General features: G+C 47.7%; 22 protein-coding genes. 3 read left to right on the plus strand and 19 right to left on the minus strand.

Translation table 11 applies throughout. From position 1 onward, the window contains the following. Positions 1–27 precede the first annotated feature (27 nt). From QFX30_RS05530 to QFX30_RS05540, 3 genes are read right to left on the minus strand one after another with little or no spacing between them, the layout of a single operon-like run. The gene (locus QFX30_RS05530) at positions 28–1,035 is read right to left on the minus strand and encodes an AI-2E family transporter (RefSeq protein ID WP_300489345.1); all 1,008 of its coding nucleotides are present in this window, start codon (positions 1,033–1,035) and stop codon (positions 28–30) included. Between the two features lie 11 nt (positions 1,036–1,046). Then, positions 1,047–1,841 carry a dihydroorotate dehydrogenase electron transfer subunit gene (locus QFX30_RS05535; RefSeq protein WP_300489348.1) on the minus strand — a complete coding sequence of 265 codons (795 nt, stop codon included), beginning with the start codon at positions 1,839–1,841 and terminating at the stop codon, positions 1,047–1,049. Between the two features lie 4 nt (positions 1,842–1,845). After that, positions 1,846–2,754 carry a dihydroorotate dehydrogenase gene (locus QFX30_RS05540; RefSeq protein WP_300489351.1) on the minus strand — a complete coding sequence of 303 codons (909 nt, stop codon included), beginning with the start codon at positions 2,752–2,754 and terminating at the stop codon, positions 1,846–1,848. Between the two features lie 49 nt (positions 2,755–2,803). Between QFX30_RS05540 and QFX30_RS05545 the strand changes: the two genes are divergently transcribed. Beyond that, a complete protein-coding gene (locus tag QFX30_RS05545) occupies positions 2,804–3,913 on the plus strand; it encodes an NOP5/NOP56 family protein (protein WP_300489353.1) in 1,110 nt (369 codons plus the stop codon). A 12-nt stretch (positions 3,914–3,925) separates the two neighbouring features. Then, the gene (locus QFX30_RS05550) at positions 3,926–4,600 is read left to right on the plus strand and encodes a fibrillarin-like rRNA/tRNA 2'-O-methyltransferase (RefSeq protein WP_300489356.1); all 675 of its coding nucleotides are present in this window, start codon (positions 3,926–3,928) and stop codon (positions 4,598–4,600) included. Between the two features lie 193 nt (positions 4,601–4,793). Here QFX30_RS05550 and coaBC read toward each other — a convergent pair whose 3' ends face one another. The 15 genes from coaBC to QFX30_RS05625 all read right to left on the minus strand — a co-directional run bounded on the left by coaBC (position 4,794) and on the right by QFX30_RS05625 (position 16,403). After that, positions 4,794–5,951 carry a bifunctional phosphopantothenoylcysteine decarboxylase/phosphopantothenate--cysteine ligase CoaBC gene (coaBC, locus tag QFX30_RS05555; protein WP_300489359.1) on the minus strand — a complete coding sequence of 386 codons (1,158 nt, stop codon included), beginning with the start codon at positions 5,949–5,951 and terminating at the stop codon, positions 4,794–4,796. 10 nt (positions 5,952–5,961) lie between these two features. Further along, positions 5,962–6,459 carry a transcription elongation factor NusA gene (locus QFX30_RS05560; RefSeq protein WP_300489771.1) on the minus strand — a complete coding sequence of 166 codons (498 nt, stop codon included), beginning with the start codon at positions 6,457–6,459 and terminating at the stop codon, positions 5,962–5,964. Positions 6,460–6,677: 218 nt separating this feature from the next. Then, entirely contained in the window at positions 6,678–7,202 is a 525-nt protein-coding gene (locus QFX30_RS05565; RefSeq protein ID WP_300489362.1) for a PsbP-related protein, read from the minus strand. 15 nt (positions 7,203–7,217) lie between these two features. Further along, positions 7,218–7,817 carry a hypothetical protein gene (locus tag QFX30_RS05570; RefSeq protein WP_300489365.1) on the minus strand — a complete coding sequence of 200 codons (600 nt, stop codon included), beginning with the start codon at positions 7,815–7,817 and terminating at the stop codon, positions 7,218–7,220. Between the two features lie 146 nt (positions 7,818–7,963). Beyond that, complete coding sequence (gene pheA / locus QFX30_RS05575; protein ID WP_300489389.1) at positions 7,964–8,785, minus strand: prephenate dehydratase; 822 nt, start codon at positions 8,783–8,785, stop codon at positions 7,964–7,966. Then, positions 8,785–9,921 (minus strand): RNA ligase, encoded by a 1,137-nt coding sequence (locus tag QFX30_RS05580; protein ID WP_300489392.1) that lies wholly within the window; start codon positions 9,919–9,921, stop codon positions 8,785–8,787. Before QFX30_RS05580 ends, pheA begins: the two co-directional genes overlap by 1 nt. Positions 9,922–9,981: 60 nt before the next feature. Beyond that, positions 9,982–10,800 carry a CBS domain-containing protein gene (locus QFX30_RS05585; RefSeq protein WP_300489395.1) on the minus strand — a complete coding sequence of 273 codons (819 nt, stop codon included), beginning with the start codon at positions 10,798–10,800 and terminating at the stop codon, positions 9,982–9,984. Positions 10,801–10,809: 9 nt separating this feature from the next. Continuing rightward, entirely contained in the window at positions 10,810–11,646 is an 837-nt protein-coding gene (locus QFX30_RS05590; RefSeq protein ID WP_300489399.1) for a CBS domain-containing protein, read from the minus strand. An 8-nt stretch (positions 11,647–11,654) separates the two neighbouring features. Next, complete coding sequence (locus QFX30_RS05595) at positions 11,655–12,596, minus strand: CBS domain-containing protein (RefSeq protein WP_300489402.1); 942 nt, start codon at positions 12,594–12,596, stop codon at positions 11,655–11,657. 121 nt (positions 12,597–12,717) lie between these two features. Next, on the minus strand, positions 12,718–13,536 hold the full coding sequence (locus QFX30_RS05600) for a CBS domain-containing protein (protein ID WP_300489405.1): 819 nt from the start codon (positions 13,534–13,536) through the stop codon (positions 12,718–12,720). Further along, on the minus strand, positions 13,529–14,092 hold the full coding sequence (locus tag QFX30_RS05605; RefSeq protein WP_300489408.1) for a CBS domain-containing protein: 564 nt from the start codon (positions 14,090–14,092) through the stop codon (positions 13,529–13,531). The genes QFX30_RS05600 and QFX30_RS05605 overlap by 8 nt, the downstream gene beginning before the upstream one ends. Positions 14,093–14,103: 11 nt before the next feature. Further along, a complete protein-coding gene (locus QFX30_RS05610; protein WP_300489410.1) occupies positions 14,104–14,838 on the minus strand; it encodes a 7-carboxy-7-deazaguanine synthase QueE in 735 nt (244 codons plus the stop codon). 5 nt (positions 14,839–14,843) lie between these two features. Then, on the minus strand, positions 14,844–15,320 hold the full coding sequence (locus tag QFX30_RS05615) for a 6-carboxytetrahydropterin synthase (RefSeq protein ID WP_300489413.1): 477 nt from the start codon (positions 15,318–15,320) through the stop codon (positions 14,844–14,846). A gap of 30 nt (positions 15,321–15,350) precedes the next feature. After that, complete coding sequence (locus QFX30_RS05620) at positions 15,351–15,917, minus strand: DUF366 family protein (protein ID WP_300489416.1); 567 nt, start codon at positions 15,915–15,917, stop codon at positions 15,351–15,353. 120 nt (positions 15,918–16,037) lie between these two features. Continuing rightward, positions 16,038–16,403, minus strand: coding sequence for a PPC domain-containing DNA-binding protein (locus tag QFX30_RS05625; RefSeq protein WP_300489419.1), 366 nt, complete (start codon positions 16,401–16,403; stop codon positions 16,038–16,040). 133 nt (positions 16,404–16,536) lie between these two features. On the opposite strand from QFX30_RS05625, the gene QFX30_RS05630 reads away from it, so the two are divergent. Further along, on the plus strand, positions 16,537–17,556 hold the full coding sequence (locus tag QFX30_RS05630; protein ID WP_300489422.1) for a DNA polymerase subunit beta: 1,020 nt from the start codon (positions 16,537–16,539) through the stop codon (positions 17,554–17,556). A 51-nt stretch (positions 17,557–17,607) separates the two neighbouring features. Here QFX30_RS05630 and QFX30_RS05635 read toward each other — a convergent pair whose 3' ends face one another. Then, positions 17,608–19,710: an Ig-like domain-containing protein gene (locus QFX30_RS05635; RefSeq protein ID WP_300489424.1), complete on the minus strand. Its 2,103-nt coding sequence runs from the start codon at positions 19,708–19,710 to the stop codon at positions 17,608–17,610. Positions 19,711–20,012 lie beyond the last annotated feature (302 nt).

A 20,012-nucleotide genomic window follows, 5' to 3' on the forward strand; every position in this document is an offset into this window, starting at 1 on the left:
AACCAGAATAAGCATGACACTTTATGTTCACCGGTTCTCCTCACCAGCTGATTCTCCAAGCCTGTAGGCCTCAAGGGCTGCGTAGGCAAGCCCCAGGACCAGTGGCCCAACTATGAACCCGGCAACACCCCATACGACCGGGCCCCCAAGGAAACCCACAAGGAATATCATGGGGTGTATATCAGCATACTTACCTGAAAGCTTTGGCCGGAGGTATATGTCGATTGTGCTGAGGAATATCCCGAATATGAGGACCAGGACCCCCCTGATGATATTCCCGCTCACGAGGTCATAGATGGCGAGGGGCGTGTAGGCCGCCCATGGACCTATAACCGGTATGAGCTGAAATATCCCCGTTATTATACCGAGGACTATGGCGTAGGGGTAGCCCAGGAGGTGAAAGCCGACCCCTGCCATGATACCTATGAGGAGTGCTGTGAGGAAGTGGCCATAGAATATGCTCATGAGAACACGTTCTGTCTCAGAGGCCATCCTCCCCATGAAGGGCCTGGCTTCAGGGGGTATGAGGCCCCTTATATATGAAAGGAGCCTTTCACCATCCCTTGCAAAGTAGAATGTTGATGAGAGGAATACGAAGAGCTGCAGGGCTATCATGGGGACTGACTGTATCACATCAATCACATAGTTGATGGATCCGCTCAGTACGTCGGTTAGAATACCCCTCAAAGCCCCCAGGGTGACCCCTGAACTCTGGAGCTGTCCCGGAAGGTTGGGGATATCAAAGCCCCTTGCAAGGGTTATGAGTGAGGGGGTGGAGTTTATGAGGGAATCCACGGTGAAAACCACTATACCAACAAGGGGCATTATAACAACGACCATGGCTATGATTATGGAGACCGAGAGGTAGGGTATCCTCTCATTTATCCTTAAAGCCACCGGCCTTACAATATAGGCGAATACCGCCCCCAGGAAGAGCATGGTCCAGATGGGATAGATTACAATGGCCGATAGAAGTATCAGTGCAAGTACAAGGAATGAAGTAGATGTGATGGTGCCCCTGAGCTTCTCTATCATGAAACCACCAGTTACCAGCTGATCCTCCGGCCGGCAGCGTCCCTCCTGTACCTGCCAAATTCACTGACACCCCGTAATTCATGGTCCCAGAAGACAGGGCCCTCGGCACAGACCCTCCACCCTGTCCCATCAACGCAGCACTGGCCACAGATACCCACGGCACACTTCATGTACCTCTCAAGGGAAAACTGGGCCGGTATCCCCCTCTCATCAAGCACCGCCTTCACATGGAACATCATGGGCTCTGGACCGCACACAGCCGCCATGTCATATTTTACATCCATTTCAGAAAGGCGTTCATGTGCAAATCCCTGAAACCCGCAGGTTCCATCATCTGTACATGTATGGATATTAACACCTGCATTCTCGAGTCTCTCAGTGAAGAGAAGCTCATCTGCTGTCCTTGCAGCCACAAGCGCATCCACATTCATGCCCCGCGCCACAGCCTCATCTGCAAGGGCTGCCAGGGGGGCCATGCCTATCCCGCCGCCCACAAGGATCAGGTTTCTCCCCATGAGTTCAAAACCCCTCCCATAGGGCCCCCTGACTCCCAGAAGGTCTCCCTCGCCCAGTTCATGGACCGCTGATGTGAATTCACCAACCCTCCTTATGGATATGCCAATCTCAGACCTCTTATGGTCAATGAGTGAGACTGACATGGGTTTCTCGTCGCTGAAATTCCAGACCATGACGAACTGACCGGGCACTATTTCACTCCTGAAGTCCCAGTCAAATATGAAGGTCCTGACGGTCTCAGATTCCTCAACTATCCCCTTAATTTCAAGAACCTCTGGAACATTTCCCATGAAATCACCTCCCCTCGTGGGCCAGGCCAACCATCTCATCAACCGATGAGAAGCCCCTCTCAATCATGAACCCCTCAAGGCCCCTGCATATTCTCATGAAGATCTCGGGGCCATCATACATTATGGCTGTACCCACCTGAACGGCCACTGCACCTGCAAAGAGAAATTCTACCGCGTCCCTGAAGTCCCTGACGCCACCGACACCAATTAGGGGGATCTCAACATTGCGGTAAACATCATAGACGCACCTTACAGCCACGGGCTTTATGGCGGGACCCGACATTCCCCCAAAGGCATTTGAGAGTACAGGTTTTGCTGTTTTTATATCGATCTTCATCCCGGGGCCAAGGGAGTTTATGAGGGTCAGGGCATCTGAACCTGCATCCTCGGCGCTTTTTGCTATCTCAACGATGTCTGTAACGTTTGGTGTGAGCTTGGTGGATACCGGCACGCCCACGACGTCCTTTACAGCCGAGACCACCCTGAATGTCAGGCTTGCATCCTGTCCTATGGAAGCCCCGCAACCAGCCATGGCATGGGGACAGGAGACATTGAGTTCGATCATATCCACGTACTCCTCCACTGAAGCCGCCACCCTGGCAAATTCCTCCGGTGAAGACCCGTAGATGGATGCTATGAGGGGCACATCATCATCCACCCCCCTGAGTTCCTCTTTAAATGCATCAACCCCTGGATTTGATAGGCCTATGGCGTTTATGATCCCGCCGGTAACCTCGACCGTGGTGGGATTTTTATAGCCCTCATTGGGTTCAAGTGAAAAGGATTTGGTTACAACGGCCCCTGCACCTGCACGGTAGACCCTGTTGAGGGATGACGCCATGCTCCCCATAACTCCCGCAGCAAGCATGGTTGGATTCCTGAGCTCAATATTACATATCCTGGTCCTCAGCATGAAAAACACCTTCTAAATATATATAGTCACCACCTATAGATGTACCCCTATGAAGTGTTACCTCACAGGCTGCGTTGCTGGTTTTGTTGCCTTCAGTGAAGATCTGAAAGTCATAGATTATGAAACTTTCCCGGTGGATGAGTTGGCCAGCCGGCTCAACGAATCGCAGAGGGGAAGTATCACGCTCGAGGAGAGGAGAATACTTGAAAGGCTCCTTGATGAATACGATGAAGTTGTTGTTGAGGCCGAACCATCACCTGCATACTCTGAATTTGGTAAAATCAGGTTCGAAATGCCATCAGCCGCTGGAGTCCATCTGAGGGAGAACCTCGATGAGATACTGGAATCAATCACTGATACCCCCCCATCAAGGTTCATACACAGAGCCCTCATCTCAGCAACCAGGGAAAAACTGAGGGATTCCTTCAGGGAATCCGACAGGTTCCTCATACAGGCCATAAACGCCCTTGATGAACTGGACGAGGAGATCGGGAAACTGATAGAGAGGCTGAGGGAATGGTATTCCCTTCACTTCCCGGAACTGGATGGTGTGAAGAGTCATGAGCAGTACGTTGAGCTGGTTGCCAGGTACGGTGACAGGGACAGGATACTTGAAAATTTCAGGATGGATGTGGAGGAAAGCATAGGTTCAGATATCAGCAGCGAGGACCTCCACATCTTCATGGACCTTGCAGAGAGTATCAGGAGACTCCAGAGGCTGAGGCAGGACACCGAGAGGTACATTGACCTCAAAATGGAGAAGCTCGCCCCCAACCTCAGGGCAATTGCAGGTGCGAATGTTGGTGCAAGGCTCATTGCACATGCAGGTGGCCTCAGGGAACTTGCCATGCTCCCCTCATCCACTGTACAGGTCCTCGGGGCTGAGAAAGCCCTCTTCAGGCACCTCAAATCAAATGCCAGGCCACCCAAGCATGGTGTGATCTTTCAGCACCCATCCATACGGTCATCACCATGGTGGATAAGGGGCAAGGTTGCAAGGCTTCTTGCCGGTAAAATAGTAATTGCAGTGAGAAAGGATGTTTTTAGTGGGGAATTCGATCCAAAGATCATTGAAAGTTTCAATGAGAGATTCAAATTCATAAAAAATAAAAACAAGAAACCTCCAGTAAAAAGGAAGAGGTTCCCGAGGAAAAGATGATCGGAATGGAGGTTGTGTCCAGTGAAACGTGTTAAGGGCCTTGATGGTGTTTTTATGATGAATGACTCGCTCCTCACAGTGAACCCCAATCCCGGTGTGAGGGTATATGGGGAGAGGCTCATAGAGTGGGGTGGCAGGGAGTACCGGGTCTGGGATCCTAGGCGATCCAAACTTGCCGCCGCCATTCACAATGGCCTCAGAGGTTTCAGCCTGAAATCTGGTTCCCGGGTACTGTATCTTGGGGCTTCGGCCGGAACAACAGCCTCACACATCTCTGATATTGTGACGGACGGCAGGGTATACTGCGTTGAATTTTCACCTAGGATGATGAGGGAGCTCCTTGAGGTGTGCAGTGTCCGTATGAACATGTTGCCACTTCTTGAGGATGCTTCAAGGCCCAGAGATTACCTCAGGATGGTTGAGGCGGCTGACCTTGTATACTGTGACATTGCACAGCCAGACCAGACCAGGTTGTTCACCGAGAATATGGAATATTTCCTTAGGGATGATGGCTACGGTCTCATAATGATAAAGGCCAGGAGCATAGATGTTACAAGGAGCCCCCGTAAGATCTTCCGTGAGGAGGTCAGGAAACTCAGGGACTCAGATTTCCAGGTGATGGATCAGGTGGGTCTTAATCCCTACGAGAAGGACCATATGGCGGTCCTTGTTAAAAGAAGTGATTGAAATTCATATGATTTTTTAACAGATTTTTAGTAAAAAAGGTATATATTGGGTTAGTTACATAATTTTAATCCCAACTGAAGGCCATAATTTCACCTCCGGGTTATTGTTACAATACAATAACCTGGAGTGAATAACCCCATTTTTAATGATTTCTACTGAAATAAATGAGTTAAAGCATAATTTTTAAGCTTCTTCAAGAATTTCGTTCCTTTTCTTCAAGTTTCCCTGCAATTTCATCAACTATGAGGGATGCGAGGTCATCCTTGCTCATTACAGGAAGTTCCAGTGCCTCATCTGAGACTATGATGGCCATGTTGCTGTCTGAGCCGAACCCCTCAACTGAAACGTCATTTGCAACGACGATATCCACGCCAGCCTCCCGCATCTGCTTCTCTGCAGATCGGATAAGTTCCTCCCTAAGGACATCATACTCGGCCTTGAATCCAACAATAAGTGCGTCGGGGTTAAGTTCCCTTGCAATTTTTATGATCTTGGGGTTTGGTTTCAGTGTGAGTGTGAGCTCTCCATCTGAGGATATCTTCCTCTCTGTGTAGGTGGGTTTGAAGTCAGCGACGGCTGCAGCTGATACGAATACATCATGTTCCCCTATAAGTTCCCTGACTGCTGATGCCATGGAATCCGCTGTCTCAGTCCCTATAACTGTGAACTGCTGGGGGATATCCACTGAGACGACACCCGCCAGGAGTGTGACATCTGCACCCTCAATGTATGCCCTTCGTGCAACCGCAAGACCCATCTTACCTGAACTTCTGTTTGTAATGCCCCTCACTGGATCTATTGGTTCATATGTTCCGCCAAGGCTTACGAGGACCCTTTTACCCCTCAACCTCTGCTTTGAGGTCTGCCTCATTGCCTCCAGTACTATCGTGTTGATGTCCGGGAACTTGGCCTTCCCCTCATCCATGCGGGGCTCAACAAAGACAACACCCTCATCCCTCAGCCTTCGTATGTTTTCCTCTGCAGCGGCATACATGGCCTCATGCATTGATGGGACCATAACTATGGGGGTCCCCATCCCTGACGCCGTGAGGAGAAGGGATGATATGGGGTTGTCGGCCAGCTTAAAGGCAAGTTTACCTATGATGTTAGCTGTTGCAGGGGCCACTAGGATTAGGTCCGCGTCGGCGTACTTAACGTGCTCTATCTCCCCTGTAAGTTCAAGGATGGGTTTGCTTCCCGTGGCAAACTCCATTGAATAGGGATGTATTATTCTGCAGGCGTCCTCACTCATGAAACAGGTGACACTGGCACCCTGCCTTCTCAGTTCCCTTGCAAGCTTAACCGCCTCAATGGCGGCAACACTTCCTGTAACGCAGAGTACAATCTCCATTCCATCCCCATCATTTGTCATCTATAACAACAACCGTTTTCTCTCCAGTCAGCATTTCTATTATCTCGTTGAGGGTTTCAAGTTTCCCTGGAACCCTCCTTGCATCCTCCCGCATAACCCTGATCTTGAAGCGTTCCTCACCGTCCTTTCCAAATACTATGTTGATCCCTGAAATCCTTGCAGGTGCAAGGACATCCTCTGCAACTGATTTTAGGTCAGAGTTCTCACCGACCACCCTCACCTTCTTGCCCAGGGCCCTTGATATTGCCCTTACGATTTTACCGCCCTTACCTATTAGTTTTCCGACCTCATCAGACTCTGTTATGATTATAACTATTCCATCAAGGTCTATGGCCCTTTTAAATCCAAGTTTCCCTTCTCCAATCCTGTATAGAACCTTTGAGATCTCCAGTTCAGTCTGACTTACCTCCCCTGTTTTAAGTTTATTTTCACAGCCCTGACATAAAATTCCGCTTTTAAGACAGACATCGCATATTGGCAATACCATTCCTTCTTCCTCCTTTTCTTTAGTGATTACCGTGGTTATCGTAAACGAGTCCATACCTGTAAATCCCGGTTTAAAAACCCAGTACAGTCTTTAAACCTATGGAGATAAAATAAAAAGAGCCCATTTAGTTATCACTGCAGTGACCCTTATAATTTAATAATATTTTGATAAATATAAATTTATAGTTTTGGTGTATCCCTAAAGAAAGGAGGGTGTGGTTAAATAAATCTGAAGCTGTTCACAATGAGGTCGAAGTTCTTCCTTTCAGCATCAAACCTCTCAGCCGGGGCTGTGCAGAGTATCACATAGACCCTTCTGTTGTTCTGTATCCAGATGGCCCTCTGCTTCTTCTGCACCCCATCTAGGACAATGTAGACATTCTCTATTGCCTGGTAACCACCTATGGTTGTGTTTGTCTCTGAAACCCTCCTGTAACTGGAGTTGGTGAACAGTGTATCATAGTTATCCCTGTACATATCATAGAGGTTACCCTCAAGTTCCCTTGACTGGATCACAACTGAGACCTGTGCAAGTCCAGATGAATCAACCGATGAGGGGTCTCCAACTGCTGCGACCGTTTCGTTTGCCAGTGAATTGGCTGTCACCCAGTTGGATGGATACTCAAATGAAATATTGTTTCCTGAAAACCTCTTGGTCTGGTTCTCCGAGTTACTGTCCAGTGATGTGCATCCTGACAACGCAACAACCATTACTATGAAAAGGATGAGCCAGTGTTTCCTCATGCAATTTCCTCACTCTCATGGTGATGATCGTGGACTTTCCCCTCCACTCCCCTGATTATCGGGGGCTGTTGGAGTGGTGGGTGTTGAAGGCTTCTCTGGGGTGGCTGGAGTGGTGGGTGTTGTATTGGTAGGGCTCCTTTTTGTGGTGGAGGTTAAAGTTACATTTTTAACTGTGTTGTTGAAGGATGGAAATGCTGTTTCGTTCACGGTGACGGTTCCTGTAACAGGGGCTTCCTCCTTCATGTTCATGAAGTACAGCCCGAATCCAGTTCCGAAGAAGAACGCCGCCACAATTATTATGGCACCTATGAGCGACAGATTCAGACCCCTCTTTTCCTTAACCTCCTCTGTCTTGACGTACCTTCTGAGGAGTTCCTCCCTCTCCTCTTCTTCCTTCCTTTTCCGTGATTCCTCCACCCAGTGGTCGAGGGATTTTTCCGGGGTTTTCTGTCCCTGAAGCCGCCTTATATTTTCAACTGCCTCAATTGTTTCAAGTTCCTTGGTGTACTGTTCCTTCAGTTCACTGTATTCCTTCCTTGAAATATTACCCTCCTCAAGGTCCCTTTCAAGTTTCTTAAGCTGTCTCAGGAGGATTTTCTTATCCTGACTAATCATAATCATCTCCTGATAAATCCGTGATAATCAACTGGATCTATATTGAACAGCAAGATATATATAATTTATATGGCTGGAATACCAACCAGAACACCCATTAACAGGTTTATACTGAAATCTTGTGGGGCCCTGAAAAATCAAAAGAACTATTCATAAACAGTTTCCTCTGGATAGGACCCCAGAATTTTAAAGAAGGGGGTTCTATCAGCTATACAATCAAGCACATCCATGATGACGGCATCCTTTCTGTGTCCCTCAAAATCTACGAAGAATATGTACTTGCCAAGCCCCCTCTTTGAGGGCCTAGACTCTATCTTTGTGAGGTTCACACCATGCTCTGCAAAGAATCCCAGGACCTCATAAAGCCCCCCTGGTCTATCCTCTGCCAGTGAAAAGACTATGGAGGTCTTGTCCCTTCCTGTTGGCTCATGATCCTTTTCTGAGAGGACTATGAACCTTGTGAAGTTGGGGTCAAAGTCCTGTATGTCCTCTGCGAGCACATCAAGACCATAGATATCAGCGGCTCTCCGGGTCCCTATCGCCGCGAGTTCCCGTCTCCCCACTATCGTCCTGGCTGCTGCTGCTGTGCTTGGTGCTGAATGTGTTGTGACCCCCAGCTTCTCCAGGAAACGCCGGCACTGGGCAAGGGACTGGGGGTGTGAGTAAACCTCCCTTACCTCCCCGAGGGATACACCTCTGTTGACAAGGAGGTTGTGCCTCACCCTCAGTATTATCTCCCTCTCTATGCACAGATCATATTCCCATGCCAGAAGGTCAAGTGTTACCCCAACCGGCCCCTCAATTGAGTTCTCAATGGGTACAACCCCCCTTGAAGCCTTACCTGATGCCACCGCCCCCAGAACTTCAAGTATGGAGTCAAATGCCAGAAGTTTCTCACCAATATGGAGTGCTGCCTCCTCGGTGAATGTCCCCTCGGGTCCAAGGTAGGCTATGGATTCACCTGCCATCAGTAGAGGCCCCCCGCAAGGTAGTTTTTTATCCTGTCTGTTGTTGCCTGGTAGAATCGCCTCACCGTGGCCTTGCCGTCCCTGTAATCTGCGAGGGTTGCTGAGACACCGAGATGCACGAGGTGCCTTATGAACTCCTCAGCTGTCTCCCTGTCCTCCACATCGATGACAGTGTCCTCGTATGCAGCCTCCCCATCTGCTATGGCCTTTATCCTCTCAAGCATGGGGTATATTATTGCCTCTCCAAGGCGGCGGGCTCTCTCAAGGGTTTCCTCATCTGACTCATCCAGTTCATAGGCCTGGAACCCCTCCCTTATAACCCTGCTGAAGAAGAAGGGTCTACCGAAGTCAAAGGGGTAGCTGAAGGCATATGCCAGTTCCCTTGTATGTGCCTGGGATGATGTGTACTTGAGGGGTGGTAACTCCATGGAGGGGTCCTTCATGACAACCCCCTCTCTTCCCTCCCTCCCCAGGGTTCGTATTATGTCTGCAACCTCCTCTGCAGCATCCTCGACAGGGTAAATTCCAAATAAACGTACGGGTGGAAGACCGTAGGATTCAAGAAGGCCCCTCTTCTCTTTTATTGGGAGGGGTCTGTTGGTGTTCTTCTCCCTGAGGTCAAAGACCCTGAACCCTAGTGGTCCCACTTCAGGGTAGTCCTGTGAGACATATGGGTTGTCCCTTCCAACCATCTCACCGCAAACAACAAGGTCACCATGGTCAGAGAAGAATTCATCAAGGTCCATGAGCTCCAGTGCCTTCCGGGTTGTGAAGGGGCATATATGGCCTCCACGTGTGAGTGCAACCGTATCACCAGATGAAAGGCGTGTTATGCGGACATTGTAGCCGTTCATCTTCTCCTCGACTGCAACGCTGTCACTGAAGTGTTCCATCAGGGTGGGTGATAGCAGAAGCGTTCTCCTTATCTTTGGAAATCCCCGGATGACTTCAACCTCATCTCCAGTGTAAATCACTGTGCCCGCCTCAAGGTCCATGAGGGACTTTTTAAAAATTAAAGCATTAACACCTCCCTCTTCAGTGACCCTGATGGCGCCCCTGTCAAGTCCATCTTTCAGCCTTGCAGAGGGAATCCCTGTTTTCTCCGTAATCTCATGGAAAGGAATGTCTGTATTCATCAGATTCACGCTGATCATTCAGTAATCATGTTTATTTGGGTTTAATCAAAAAATAAAGGATTAGAAGACACCCTCTATTTCAACTATGAGGTCAAGGATGTCTGTCTTTGTCACTATACCCTCAAGTTCCCCGTCCACAACAGGGAAGCCACCGTAACCTGTCTCCATCATCATTGATGCGAGATCAGTTACCGGAGTATCTGCCTCAACGGTTCTGACGTTCTGTTTCATTATATCCTCAACTAGAAGGTTTCTTATCCTTGATGATTTGTGTTTATCTGGGACCACCTTCCTGAAGTTTATAACTGCACGTGTCATGTCCTTTGCTGTGAGTATACCTGCGAGTTTTCCTCCATCCATTACCAGCAGACGTCCTATGCCTGCATCAATCATCATTCTCCTTGCATGGACAGCCCTCTCTTGGGGGGATACCGTTATCATCTCTGTGCTCATCACATCGCCTGCAGTGTACCTTTCATATGCCCTTCCCCTGCATATATCAAGGAGGTCTGATTTAGTCACGATTCCCAGTATCTCATCATCAAGGACAACAGGGAGGCTTCCTATGTTGTTCTCGAGCATGAGGCTTGCTGCGTTTCCTGCGTCCATGTCTGGATCCGCGGTTATGAGTTCCCCTGTCATGACCGTTGAGACATGGAAGTGGGATGGGGCCATGTTTCCGTACCTTGATGATCCCAGTTTTATTGCTATGTCCTTCTCGGTGACTATCCCCACAAGTTCCCTCTCATGTTCGCTGTTTGTGTTGATGACAAGTAGCCTTGATACGTTTTTCTTGCCCATTAATCGAAGGGCGTCGCAGACGTTCTGGTCCTTATCGATGCAGACAGGGTCCTCTGACATGATATTTTTAATTATCATACTCTCCACCTACTGTATCCCGCTTATTATATCTGTTTTTGTTATTATTCCCACCAGTTCATCATCCTCAACAACTGGCAGTCCGCTTATGCCGTTATCAAGCATCAGTGAAGCCGCCTCTGATGCATCGGCTGAGGGTTCGACTGTTATGACGTCCTCGGTCATTATATCGCCGGCAGTTAACATTGCAATTGTCCTGGCCCTCCTCTTCTCCTCGGATGCGCGGCTTATGAAGTAGACCCTTTCAACCGGTATGCCCCTCTCAGGGTCCTCGAATGTTGCAAATGAGAGGTTCTCAGAGGTTATTATTCCCTCAACAGCCCCGTTCCCGGTTACAACAACCCTTGATATGCCGTTCTCCTCCATGATATCTATAACATGGGCCAGTGTATGGTTGGCTGTCACCGTTTTAACGTCCCGGGTCATTAAATCCTCAACCTTCCATCTGCCGGCGCACCTGTCCTTGAAGAATCTGAGAAGGTCCCTCTTGGTTATGATGCCTGCAAGTTCCTCTCCATCCATCACAAGGAGTGAGCCTATTTTCTTCTTGAGCATCAGGTCGGCGGCTTCCCTTGGAGTGGCGTTGATATCCACGCTGATGGGGTTTTCGTTCATGACCCTTCTTATTGATATCTTATCTATGGGTCTCCTCTTCCATGCTGGTCCGTTGATTCTCAGCTTCCTTGTTATGTCCGTCTCTGTGACGATACCTGCTGGTTTCCCCTTGGAGTCCACTACGACTACCCTGCTTATGCCGTGCCTTAACATGAGGTTCCTGGCGTATGCAACCTGCTGTGTGTCTTCCATGACAAAGACTTCATCTGTCATTATACTTCCAACGTTCATGGGACCACCTAAGCTGTTATTGCCCTTAAAAGGTCGCTCTCTGTTATGATTCCCCTGAGGTTTCCATAGTCCACCACTGGCAGACCACCAATTCCATGTTTCTCCATGATCTCACAGACCTCTCCAAGGGTTGTTGTTGATGTGACGGTGCAGACCTCCCTTTCCATGATTTCAGATACAGGTGTGGCGAGAACCTCCTCGGCACTGTTGGTCTTCATTGAGTTGAATGCCTGGTTCCTTCCAAGGAACTCGAGTATATCGGTGGAGGTAACAATTCCAACAAGTTTTTCCTCCTCTGGGTGGGGTGTTCTTCGCTCCTCACCAACAACGGGTATTCTCCTGAGCCTGTTTCTTACCATTATCTTGGAGGCGCCCTCTATCGGTGTTCCAGGTGTTGTTGTTATAACATCAGCTCTCATGTAATCCTCCGTGACCTCATCGATGAATACACCCGCCATGAGGAGCACGAAGTCCCTTTCGGATACTATACCTGCTATTCTCCCCTCATCATCCACAACCGGCAGGGCGCCGACACTGTTTTCCAGCATCATGGTAACCGCATCTGATATGGAGTCCCTGGTGGTTATGTGGATGACATCGCGTGTCATTATACTCTTAACCTGTTCGTTGACCGCTGCGAGGAAGTTATCATCGTATTTGTTATCCAGGATCTTGAATTTATCTCCCCCTCCTAAAAAGTCCAGGATGTCCATGGCCGTTACTATCCCCTGGAGCTTCCCTGTTCCGGGGTTTGTTATGGGAAGCCTCCTGAATTTGTTCTTAACCATTATCTCCGCTGCTTCCTTGATGGTGGCTGTCTGTGGTATGGAAATTACTTCCTTCCTGGCGATTGTCATGACATCGCCTTCATGGTCGAAGTTTCTGCTCTCGAATTCAATGGGACCACGGTCCCTAGACTTTACCAGGTTTATGGTGTCTTTTTTTCTCATTTACACACCTCTCTGGGAGATATACTTACATGAAGTAAGTATCGTTATTACCCAAACTAATATTTTTAATAAAAATTAATTTCTCGTTGATGGGACTTTCAGGTTTCATCAAGCCACCATTTCACTTGATATATGCTTCCAGGACATCCTCCCTGGACACTATACCCAGGAGATCCGCCTCCTTAACCATGCTAGGGTCACTCTTCACAAATACCGGGTTTTCAACCACGGGGATCCTTCCAATATCCTTCTCCAGCAGGAGGGAGGCGGCCTTTTCAGAAGGAGTATCCGGTGTTATGGCAACGGGGGGTGTTTTCATTATCTTCTCAACCGCCACGGATTTCACTTCACCTGATTCCCTGTGTATCCTTGCGTGGCCGTACCTCAGAAGGTCCTTCCTGGTTATGATGCCTATCATTTTACCATTCTTCATCACAGGAAGGCCTGAAAACCCTGATTCATCCATAAGATCCCATACAGCTGAAAGCTGGTCGCTGTGTTCACATGTAACAGGGTCCGGGGACATTATCTCACTTACAGGGCTTCTGACCGGCTCATAGCCATTTTCAAGGAAGCCTGATATGAGGTCTATGACACTTAGTATTCCCACAAGCTTCATGCTGTCGGTTGACTCAACAACAGGAGCCTGTATCTCACCGGCCTTTAAAAGTTCGGATGCTGCCCTCATAGCATCCATCTCAGGGGTCAGGATAACCTTCGGTTTCTCCATTATACCCCTGGCCTCAAGATTTGACTTGGTTGCTGTGATGTTAAGCACATCACCCCTTGTTATAAGACCCCTCAGTTTCTCCCCCTCAACCACAGGGACGCATCTGAAATCCTCATCCCTTAAAATGGATCTTACTCTAGTGGCAGCAGTTTCAAGTGAGACTGAGACGGGATTTAAAGTCATTACGTCTCTTACAAACAAATTATTCACCCTCTAGGTCCTCTTTACACTCCTCACATATGTATCTACCATCATACTCCTCAAGGTATTCCTCATAGTTACCGCAGACCTCGCACACCCCTGGGACAGAGCGCTCATTCTCAGGTGTGAGTGCCCTGTTCTCCTCAATCCTTGCATTCTCAACAAGGATTTCGGTGAGTTCAGGGGCGACCATCATAACGTCGGAAGATGTGAGTATCCCCACCAGTGCACCGTCCTTAACCACTGGCAGTCTCCTTATACTGTTCTTTGCCATCAGCCTTGCAGCGTCACTGAGCTCCCTTTCAGGTTCTATGCTTATGAGGTTGCGGCTCATTACCTCGCCAATTGTAACCTTGCTGGCAGGCAAGTCCTTGGAAACCACCTTCCTTATAATGTCACTCTCTGTTATGAGTCCTTCAGGTTCGGAGTTGCTCTTCACAATGATGCTTCCGACCTTCTTTTCTGTCATTATCGATGCTGCTTCTGCAACGCTGATGCCAGGGTCTGCTGTTATAACATTCGATGTCATGGCATCATGGACTGTAACCTTTGTTTCCATTTCCATCTGAAAACCTCCTACCTAAGGCCAAGGGCCCTATGCATCTGTGGTATAACGTAAACATCCATATACTTTCCGGCTTCCTGAGACATTTCAAGCAGGCGAGGAGTGTACAGAGCCCACTGTGCAGGGGGACTGCAGGGCTGTATAACCATTGAAAGTTTTTCAGGGTCATCAACGCCTTCACGGAGCCGCATGGCAAGGGCCCCAATGTATTCAGCCCCCGTTGTGGGCATCACAACCACCTTACAATATGTATTTACACCTTTTGATATTAATATGTTTATGACTTGAATCTCCCGATCAATGAGGTCATCTGGCCCGGATATATCGGATTCTGTAATATTTCGGTTGAAATCCCCTGAAAAATGTTCAGATGTTTTAATATCCACTGATGCGTAATCAAAGAGGTGGGATATCTTCCGGGCGCTGGCCGGGAGAGAGCCGTTGGTTTCAAGAAGAGCACTCCAGGGGGAATCATCAAGGAATTCCCTGATAAAGTCAGGGTAAAGAAGCGGTTCACCCCCCGTGATGCTCAGTGAATGAAAATCAGGTGTCATGAGGTTTTCAACCATTCCTAGAAGCTGATCTGCTGAGAGTTCCTCTCCACATGAGGGGTCCCTGCTCTCTGGCGTGTCGCAGTAGCTGCAGTTAAGGTTGCAGCCTGCGAAACGTATGAAAATCTGCCTCTTCCCTAAAAGGAGGCCCTCACCCTGGATGCTGCTGAAGACCTCCATGATGGGTGCCTTCATGTGAATCACCGGGATATAGTGGAGATGGCCCCCTGTCCTATTCCCTCATTTACGCATACCTCAACCGAGGATATGTCGTACTTTCTGCCAAGCTCCTTAAAGAGGGTGGAGGCAAAGTAACGTGAAAGTTCCTCTGCAGAGGTGGATTCAAGGTCAAGGAGGCAGCAGTCCTCCTCGGGTATACTGTACTCCTTACCACCAATCTCAAATTTGATGTTTCCGCTTGTTGATGAGAAATTTATGAGCGGACTTCTGAGGGGTATGAGGAGTTTATGGTCAAATCTGCTACATAGTTCTCTCACCACTGCCTTAACGTCCTTGAAGTCAGCCACGAATCCGTGTTTGCCGCTCCTTTTTCCCTCAACCTTAACGTCAACTATGTATGAATGTCCATGTATGCATCCGCATGACTCGTGTTCAGGTATCATGTGTGCCGCTGAAAACCTTAAATTGGCATGTATCCCGTTGATAACTATTTTCATGTTAACCACATCAGAAGTTTCTCTGCCTCTTCAGAAGATTCTGGTTTTGCATATGTCCTCCTCGATGGAGTCAATCTCATGTATGTATGCCATGGCAACATTCTCTGCTATCTGCACCACGCCCTCCCTTCCAAGTTCAGGCCTCTCATCCAGGAGCCCCACGGTATCCACATCATCCGGTGTACCCTTCTCATGGATGTTCACACCCAGGTGTATCTTCATGCTGGATACCGAGGCAGTTGCTATGGAAACAGTTAACTTGGATGAACCTATGTAGAGGTCATCACCCTCCCTACTGATCTCGAATCCATGACCCCGAAGTTCCTCCATTAACAGCATGACCAGAATCCTCTGCCTGTGATATGATAATCGCAGGCTTGATGGCTGTTCATCAAAGTGTTCAACAATGAAGTGGAGGACATTCTCAGACTTTATCTCAAGGTCAACATCCTCGTAGTCCACGATGTTCTTCACATCCATTGGGCCTATCCAGGTTATTATGCTTGAACCCTTTATTCCCAGTTCACTGAGGGCCCATGCAGGTTCTATCTGGCTTCCATCATAAAGGATAGGGTCCTCGAGGTGCTCATATATCATTCAATCACCATCTAAATATTTGGAGGTGGTCCTATAAGTAGGATTTGAGTCACGTGGAAAGCGTAACAGAGATCCCCATGGGGAAGTGATTCCATGTCTGAGCTTCCCATGTGCTTGAAGTCAGTCAAGAACCAGTAGCTCCCTGTAACCGGTTCTATCATCCATCAACCTTCTCAGTTTACCATGATAGGGTATCACCGCAAGTTCTACGGTTGTCCTTACCCTGCAATAACCCTTGAGGTGTCCGCCAAGCACACTTCCAGAGGAATCAGCCACTGCAATGTGGATGTGGACACCATCGCCTGTGATTGTCCCCTGAAGGGATATTATTTCAAGGGGGCCCTCAACCGTAAGGATGCTCTCATCCGCTGTCCTTATCCTCACACCATGGAGGCTACCTATACCCGATACAACGGCGCCCTCAACTTCCAGGGCCTCCATCTCAGCCATGAGATCCATGCCGGGCTCAAGTCTTAGGAGAATCATATTAAATGATTTGCAGATCCGCCCTCATTTAATTATCCATGGGATCCAGATAACCAGAAAGAGATACAGCCCCTCTGATACATCCAGAAGAATATGAAAAGCTTTATAGTTACATCATGCATTTAATTTACCTATGAAAGCCCGAATCCGTGACTTCATATACACCTCTGATGACCTATTCTTTGCTGTTACATCATACGTTCATCCAGAAGACAGGATACTATCCTTTTTACGCTACATACCCGACAGTGAAGGTGAAAGGTCCCTGAATTCTGCAAGATACTCAAAGGTGAATTCTGAGCTGGCCTACAAATTCCTTGAGGAAAACCACCCGGACTATCTCCACCACTATGATGAGCTTGGTGTACTCATGATGGGTGTGCCAAAAGAAAGGGTGGAGAAGATACTGAGGCCAGACGAGCGCCTTCTGAATATAATGGAATCCCCAACCGATCAGCTGCTTGCCAGGGTTGTGATGATTGCAGACACCTTGCATGATGCTGCAGGGATCCCCTACAGTTCCATGGGGGTTTCAGGTTCAGTTCTTCCTGGATTATATGACCCTCTGAATTCCGATATCGACTTTGTGGTTTACGGTTTGAGGAACCACCGGAGGGCCATGGAAGCCTTCGGTGAACTTAAGGGGGACCCTGAGAGTCCGCTGAATGGGCTGGATGAGGAACAGCTCATGAAGGTCTACAGAAAAAGAATAACCGATGATACACTCTCCTTCAGGGAGTTCTGCTGGTATGAGATGAGAAAGAACAACAGAGGGATAATTGATGGAACCCTATTCGATATCCTCGCTGCAAGGGACTGGAGTGAAATCCAGGGTTCATGGGCCGATACAACCTATGAGGACTGCGGCAGGGTGACCGTCGAGTGCACGGTATCTGACGCTATCGAGGCATTTGATAACCCTGCAAGGTACCTTGTGGAGGATGTCAGTGTAATTGAGGGGCCCGAAGCTGAAATCACTGAGGTTGTGTCCTTCACACATACCTATGCGGGGCAGGCCAGGGAGGGTGAAAGGATAATCGCAAGGGGTAAGCTTGAAAGGTTCAGTGGAAGGGAAAACGGATACCGGGTTGTTGTGGGGACAACAAGGGAGGCCGAGAACGAGTTCATAAAGCTAAAGGAACTCAGATTATAAAATAAACAGGTGAAAAACACATACTTTAAAGTAAAAAAGAAAGTGGGTTTATTAAACCGTGGTGAATGCTGATCTGAAGTCCGCTGCCATCATGTTACCTGTGCTGGTCTTAACCGCAGTCCTTGGAACAGTGATGATGTATTTTGTACGTGCACGCCAGCTGCCAACAGGTTTTATGTAGAGCCTGTTACCCAGGATCCTCTTACTGATGGAGCTCAGCTTTCCAGTGGATGTCTTAACCGTTATCTTGCTGTAGGCCGGCCCTGCAATTATACTGTTACTGAAGGTTATAACAATAGTCTTGGTCCTTGAAACCCTTGTAGCACCATTTTTAGGGTCAATGTAGGTCACAGCAATTGCGGATGTGAAGGAAGAACTGAAATCAGAGGTGAGGGTAACCCCATTGACAGTTTTAACTGAGTTCCTTGGCACGGTAATTATATACCTGACTCCGGGGCTCCATCCACCATCAGGGGTAATGTAGAGCCTGTTACCACTTATACTCTTGGAAATCTTCTTGGAGACACCGGTGGATGTTTTGACCGTTATGTTACCGTAGGCAGCACCGGCGAGGATATTCTCACTGAAGGTTATAACAATCTTCCTGGTTGATGAAACTGAAAGGGTGCCGTTAGCCGGGTCAACTGAGAGGACACGTAATGGTTTGAAGACTGTAACATTAACCGGTGTCATGCTATTTACAGTCACGCTGTATGTTCCATTCTGAAGAAGGATGCTGAATGTCACCGTAACCGTTGAATGTACATCAACTTCGACGGTCTTCTGATCAACTATAGCGCCATCCACGACCAGCAATACAATCTCATTCTTTGAAAAATCACCGATATTTGTGATCTCAACCGTTACAGTGACATTTAATGGTTCAATTCCCTTCAAAGGTGTTACAGTGAGGTTACCGTAGTTTATTGTTGCAGGTATAATGTTCCTGTTCACTGTGAGATTATTGTTGGGTACACAGGCGTCCCTTATATTTTTGCCCTCCAGGAGCTGGGTTGTATCATTGTAGGGAACTGTTATGTTGACAACATGGATACCTGGTCCGAGGCCTACTGGCCTTGTGATGGTCTGTGTCTCGCCGTAATTGAGTGCGTTTATGTAGTGAACTGTTTCATTGCCATCACAGTTTATCTTAACCATGAACTGTCCTGTGGGGTCTATGCGTGTAAGGTTGGCCCTGCCGTTGTTCCTTATAATCACCTGAATGTTTGTGGGTGTTACCGTGGCATTAATCACTGCAAGGTCAACAATGAGGGGCCTCTGGTCTCCATGGGTTGTTGGTATATCACCAAGTCCATCCCCATTGGTGTCATTCCCTGAGTAATCTGACCAGTAGTTACCTATCTCTGTGTTGTTAAGGCGGTTACCGGCTACGAAGGAATACAAACCTTCTATGAGATAGTTTCCATAGATTTTATTATCGCTACCTGTGAGTTGAATATTGTAGCAGGTCGAATTAAATATCCTGTTAGCTGTTATGGTGTTGTTGACACCGTAATTGTAGATTCCAAAATTATTGTCGGTCATGTTATTATCAGATATTGTGTTGAAGGTGGCCCCGTTCATGGAAATTGAATAGATGTTTTTTTCAAATCTGTTCTGGGATATGGTGTTGTATGAGGAATCCTGAAGGTATACGCCAATATAGGTGAGAGTTATAGTGTTTCCTAAGATCAGGTTACCTGAAGAATTTATGAGATCTATTGCGTCTCCTCCGCTAGTTATGGTGTTAGCCCTAATTGTGCTGTTGGAGGAACCATTAAGTTTAATCCCCCCTGCTGTAGTGATGTAGCTAAGTGATACTGTGCAGTTGCTGGCATTCACAACTATTCCATAGTCATTACCACCGATTATATTGAATCCACGTATACCAACACCATCTGCCGTTACGTTGATTACGGGCCTATTAGGATCAGCTGGATTTATAACAACAGCTCCTCTGTGTATTGATGTGAGAAACACGTTTTCCTTGTTTATCTGTATATTCTCGGTGTAGGTTCCATCATCCACCCTTATAGTATCGCCAGGTCTGCAATCATCCAGTGCCCCCTGGATGGTGTCATAAACATCTCCTTTACTATTGTAAACAGCCCCCGAGGCTGTGCCGGAAAGGGCAGCCGCAAAAAAAGCAGCCAATAACAAAATAAAGACCTTTCTATACATACACCTCCCCCCATTTACTGAGATATATATTGAACAAAAAACAATATATAAGTTACTATTTATTTACTATTTAACCCAAAATTCCAAAATTTAGTGAAGAAGTATAACTTCAGGTCTCACCACGGTTCGGCTTTTCATCAGGAAGCGATGAAAATCAACTCAATTTCCCTGTTTCAGCGGAAAGCTGAACTATTTTAAACTGCAAATACGATAAATCATCAGTTGATAGTGAATAACAGTAAATGGAGTTATACCATTCATTTAATATGCATGGA

The organism is Methanothermobacter sp. (genome assembly GCF_030055435.1).
Taxonomy (GTDB): Archaea; Methanobacteriota; Methanobacteria; order Methanobacteriales; family Methanothermobacteraceae; genus Methanothermobacter.

Bases quoted from the DNA above. Each gene is read 5' to 3' on its own strand.
- QFX30_RS05530 (WP_300489345.1), bottom strand. From the start codon at position 1,035: ATGATAGAGAAGCTCAGGGGCACCATCACATCTACTTCATTCCTTGTA.
- QFX30_RS05535 (WP_300489348.1), bottom strand. From the start codon at position 1,841: ATGGGAAATGTTCCAGAGGTTCTTGAAATTAAGGGGATAGTTGAGGAA.
- QFX30_RS05540 (WP_300489351.1), bottom strand. From the start codon at position 2,754: ATGCTGAGGACCAGGATATGTAATATTGAGCTCAGGAATCCAACCATG.
- QFX30_RS05545 (WP_300489353.1), top strand. From the start codon at position 2,804: ATGAAGTGTTACCTCACAGGCTGCGTTGCTGGTTTTGTTGCCTTCAGT.
- coaBC (WP_300489359.1), bottom strand. From the start codon at position 5,951: ATGGAGATTGTACTCTGCGTTACAGGAAGTGTTGCCGCCATTGAGGCG.
- QFX30_RS05560 (WP_300489771.1), bottom strand. From the start codon at position 6,459: ATGGTATTGCCAATATGCGATGTCTGTCTTAAAAGCGGAATTTTATGT.
- QFX30_RS05565 (WP_300489362.1), bottom strand. From the start codon at position 7,202: ATGAGGAAACACTGGCTCATCCTTTTCATAGTAATGGTTGTTGCGTTG.
- QFX30_RS05570 (WP_300489365.1), bottom strand. From the start codon at position 7,817: ATGATTAGTCAGGATAAGAAAATCCTCCTGAGACAGCTTAAGAAACTT.
- pheA (WP_300489389.1), bottom strand. From the start codon at position 8,785: ATGGCAGGTGAATCCATAGCCTACCTTGGACCCGAGGGGACATTCACC.
- QFX30_RS05580 (WP_300489392.1), bottom strand. From the start codon at position 9,921: ATGAATACAGACATTCCTTTCCATGAGATTACGGAGAAAACAGGGATT.
- QFX30_RS05585 (WP_300489395.1), bottom strand. From the start codon at position 10,800: ATGATAATTAAAAATATCATGTCAGAGGACCCTGTCTGCATCGATAAG.
- QFX30_RS05590 (WP_300489399.1), bottom strand. From the start codon at position 11,646: ATGAACGTTGGAAGTATAATGACAGATGAAGTCTTTGTCATGGAAGAC.
- QFX30_RS05595 (WP_300489402.1), bottom strand. From the start codon at position 12,596: ATGAGAAAAAAAGACACCATAAACCTGGTAAAGTCTAGGGACCGTGGT.
- QFX30_RS05605 (WP_300489408.1), bottom strand. From the start codon at position 14,092: ATGGAAATGGAAACAAAGGTTACAGTCCATGATGCCATGACATCGAAT.
- QFX30_RS05610 (WP_300489410.1), bottom strand. From the start codon at position 14,838: ATGAAGGCACCCATCATGGAGGTCTTCAGCAGCATCCAGGGTGAGGGC.
- QFX30_RS05615 (WP_300489413.1), bottom strand. From the start codon at position 15,320: ATGAAAATAGTTATCAACGGGATACATGCCAATTTAAGGTTTTCAGCG.
- QFX30_RS05620 (WP_300489416.1), bottom strand. From the start codon at position 15,917: ATGATATATGAGCACCTCGAGGACCCTATCCTTTATGATGGAAGCCAG.
- QFX30_RS05625 (WP_300489419.1), bottom strand. From the start codon at position 16,403: ATGATTCTCCTAAGACTTGAGCCCGGCATGGATCTCATGGCTGAGATG.
- QFX30_RS05630 (WP_300489422.1), top strand. From the start codon at position 16,537: ATGAAAGCCCGAATCCGTGACTTCATATACACCTCTGATGACCTATTC.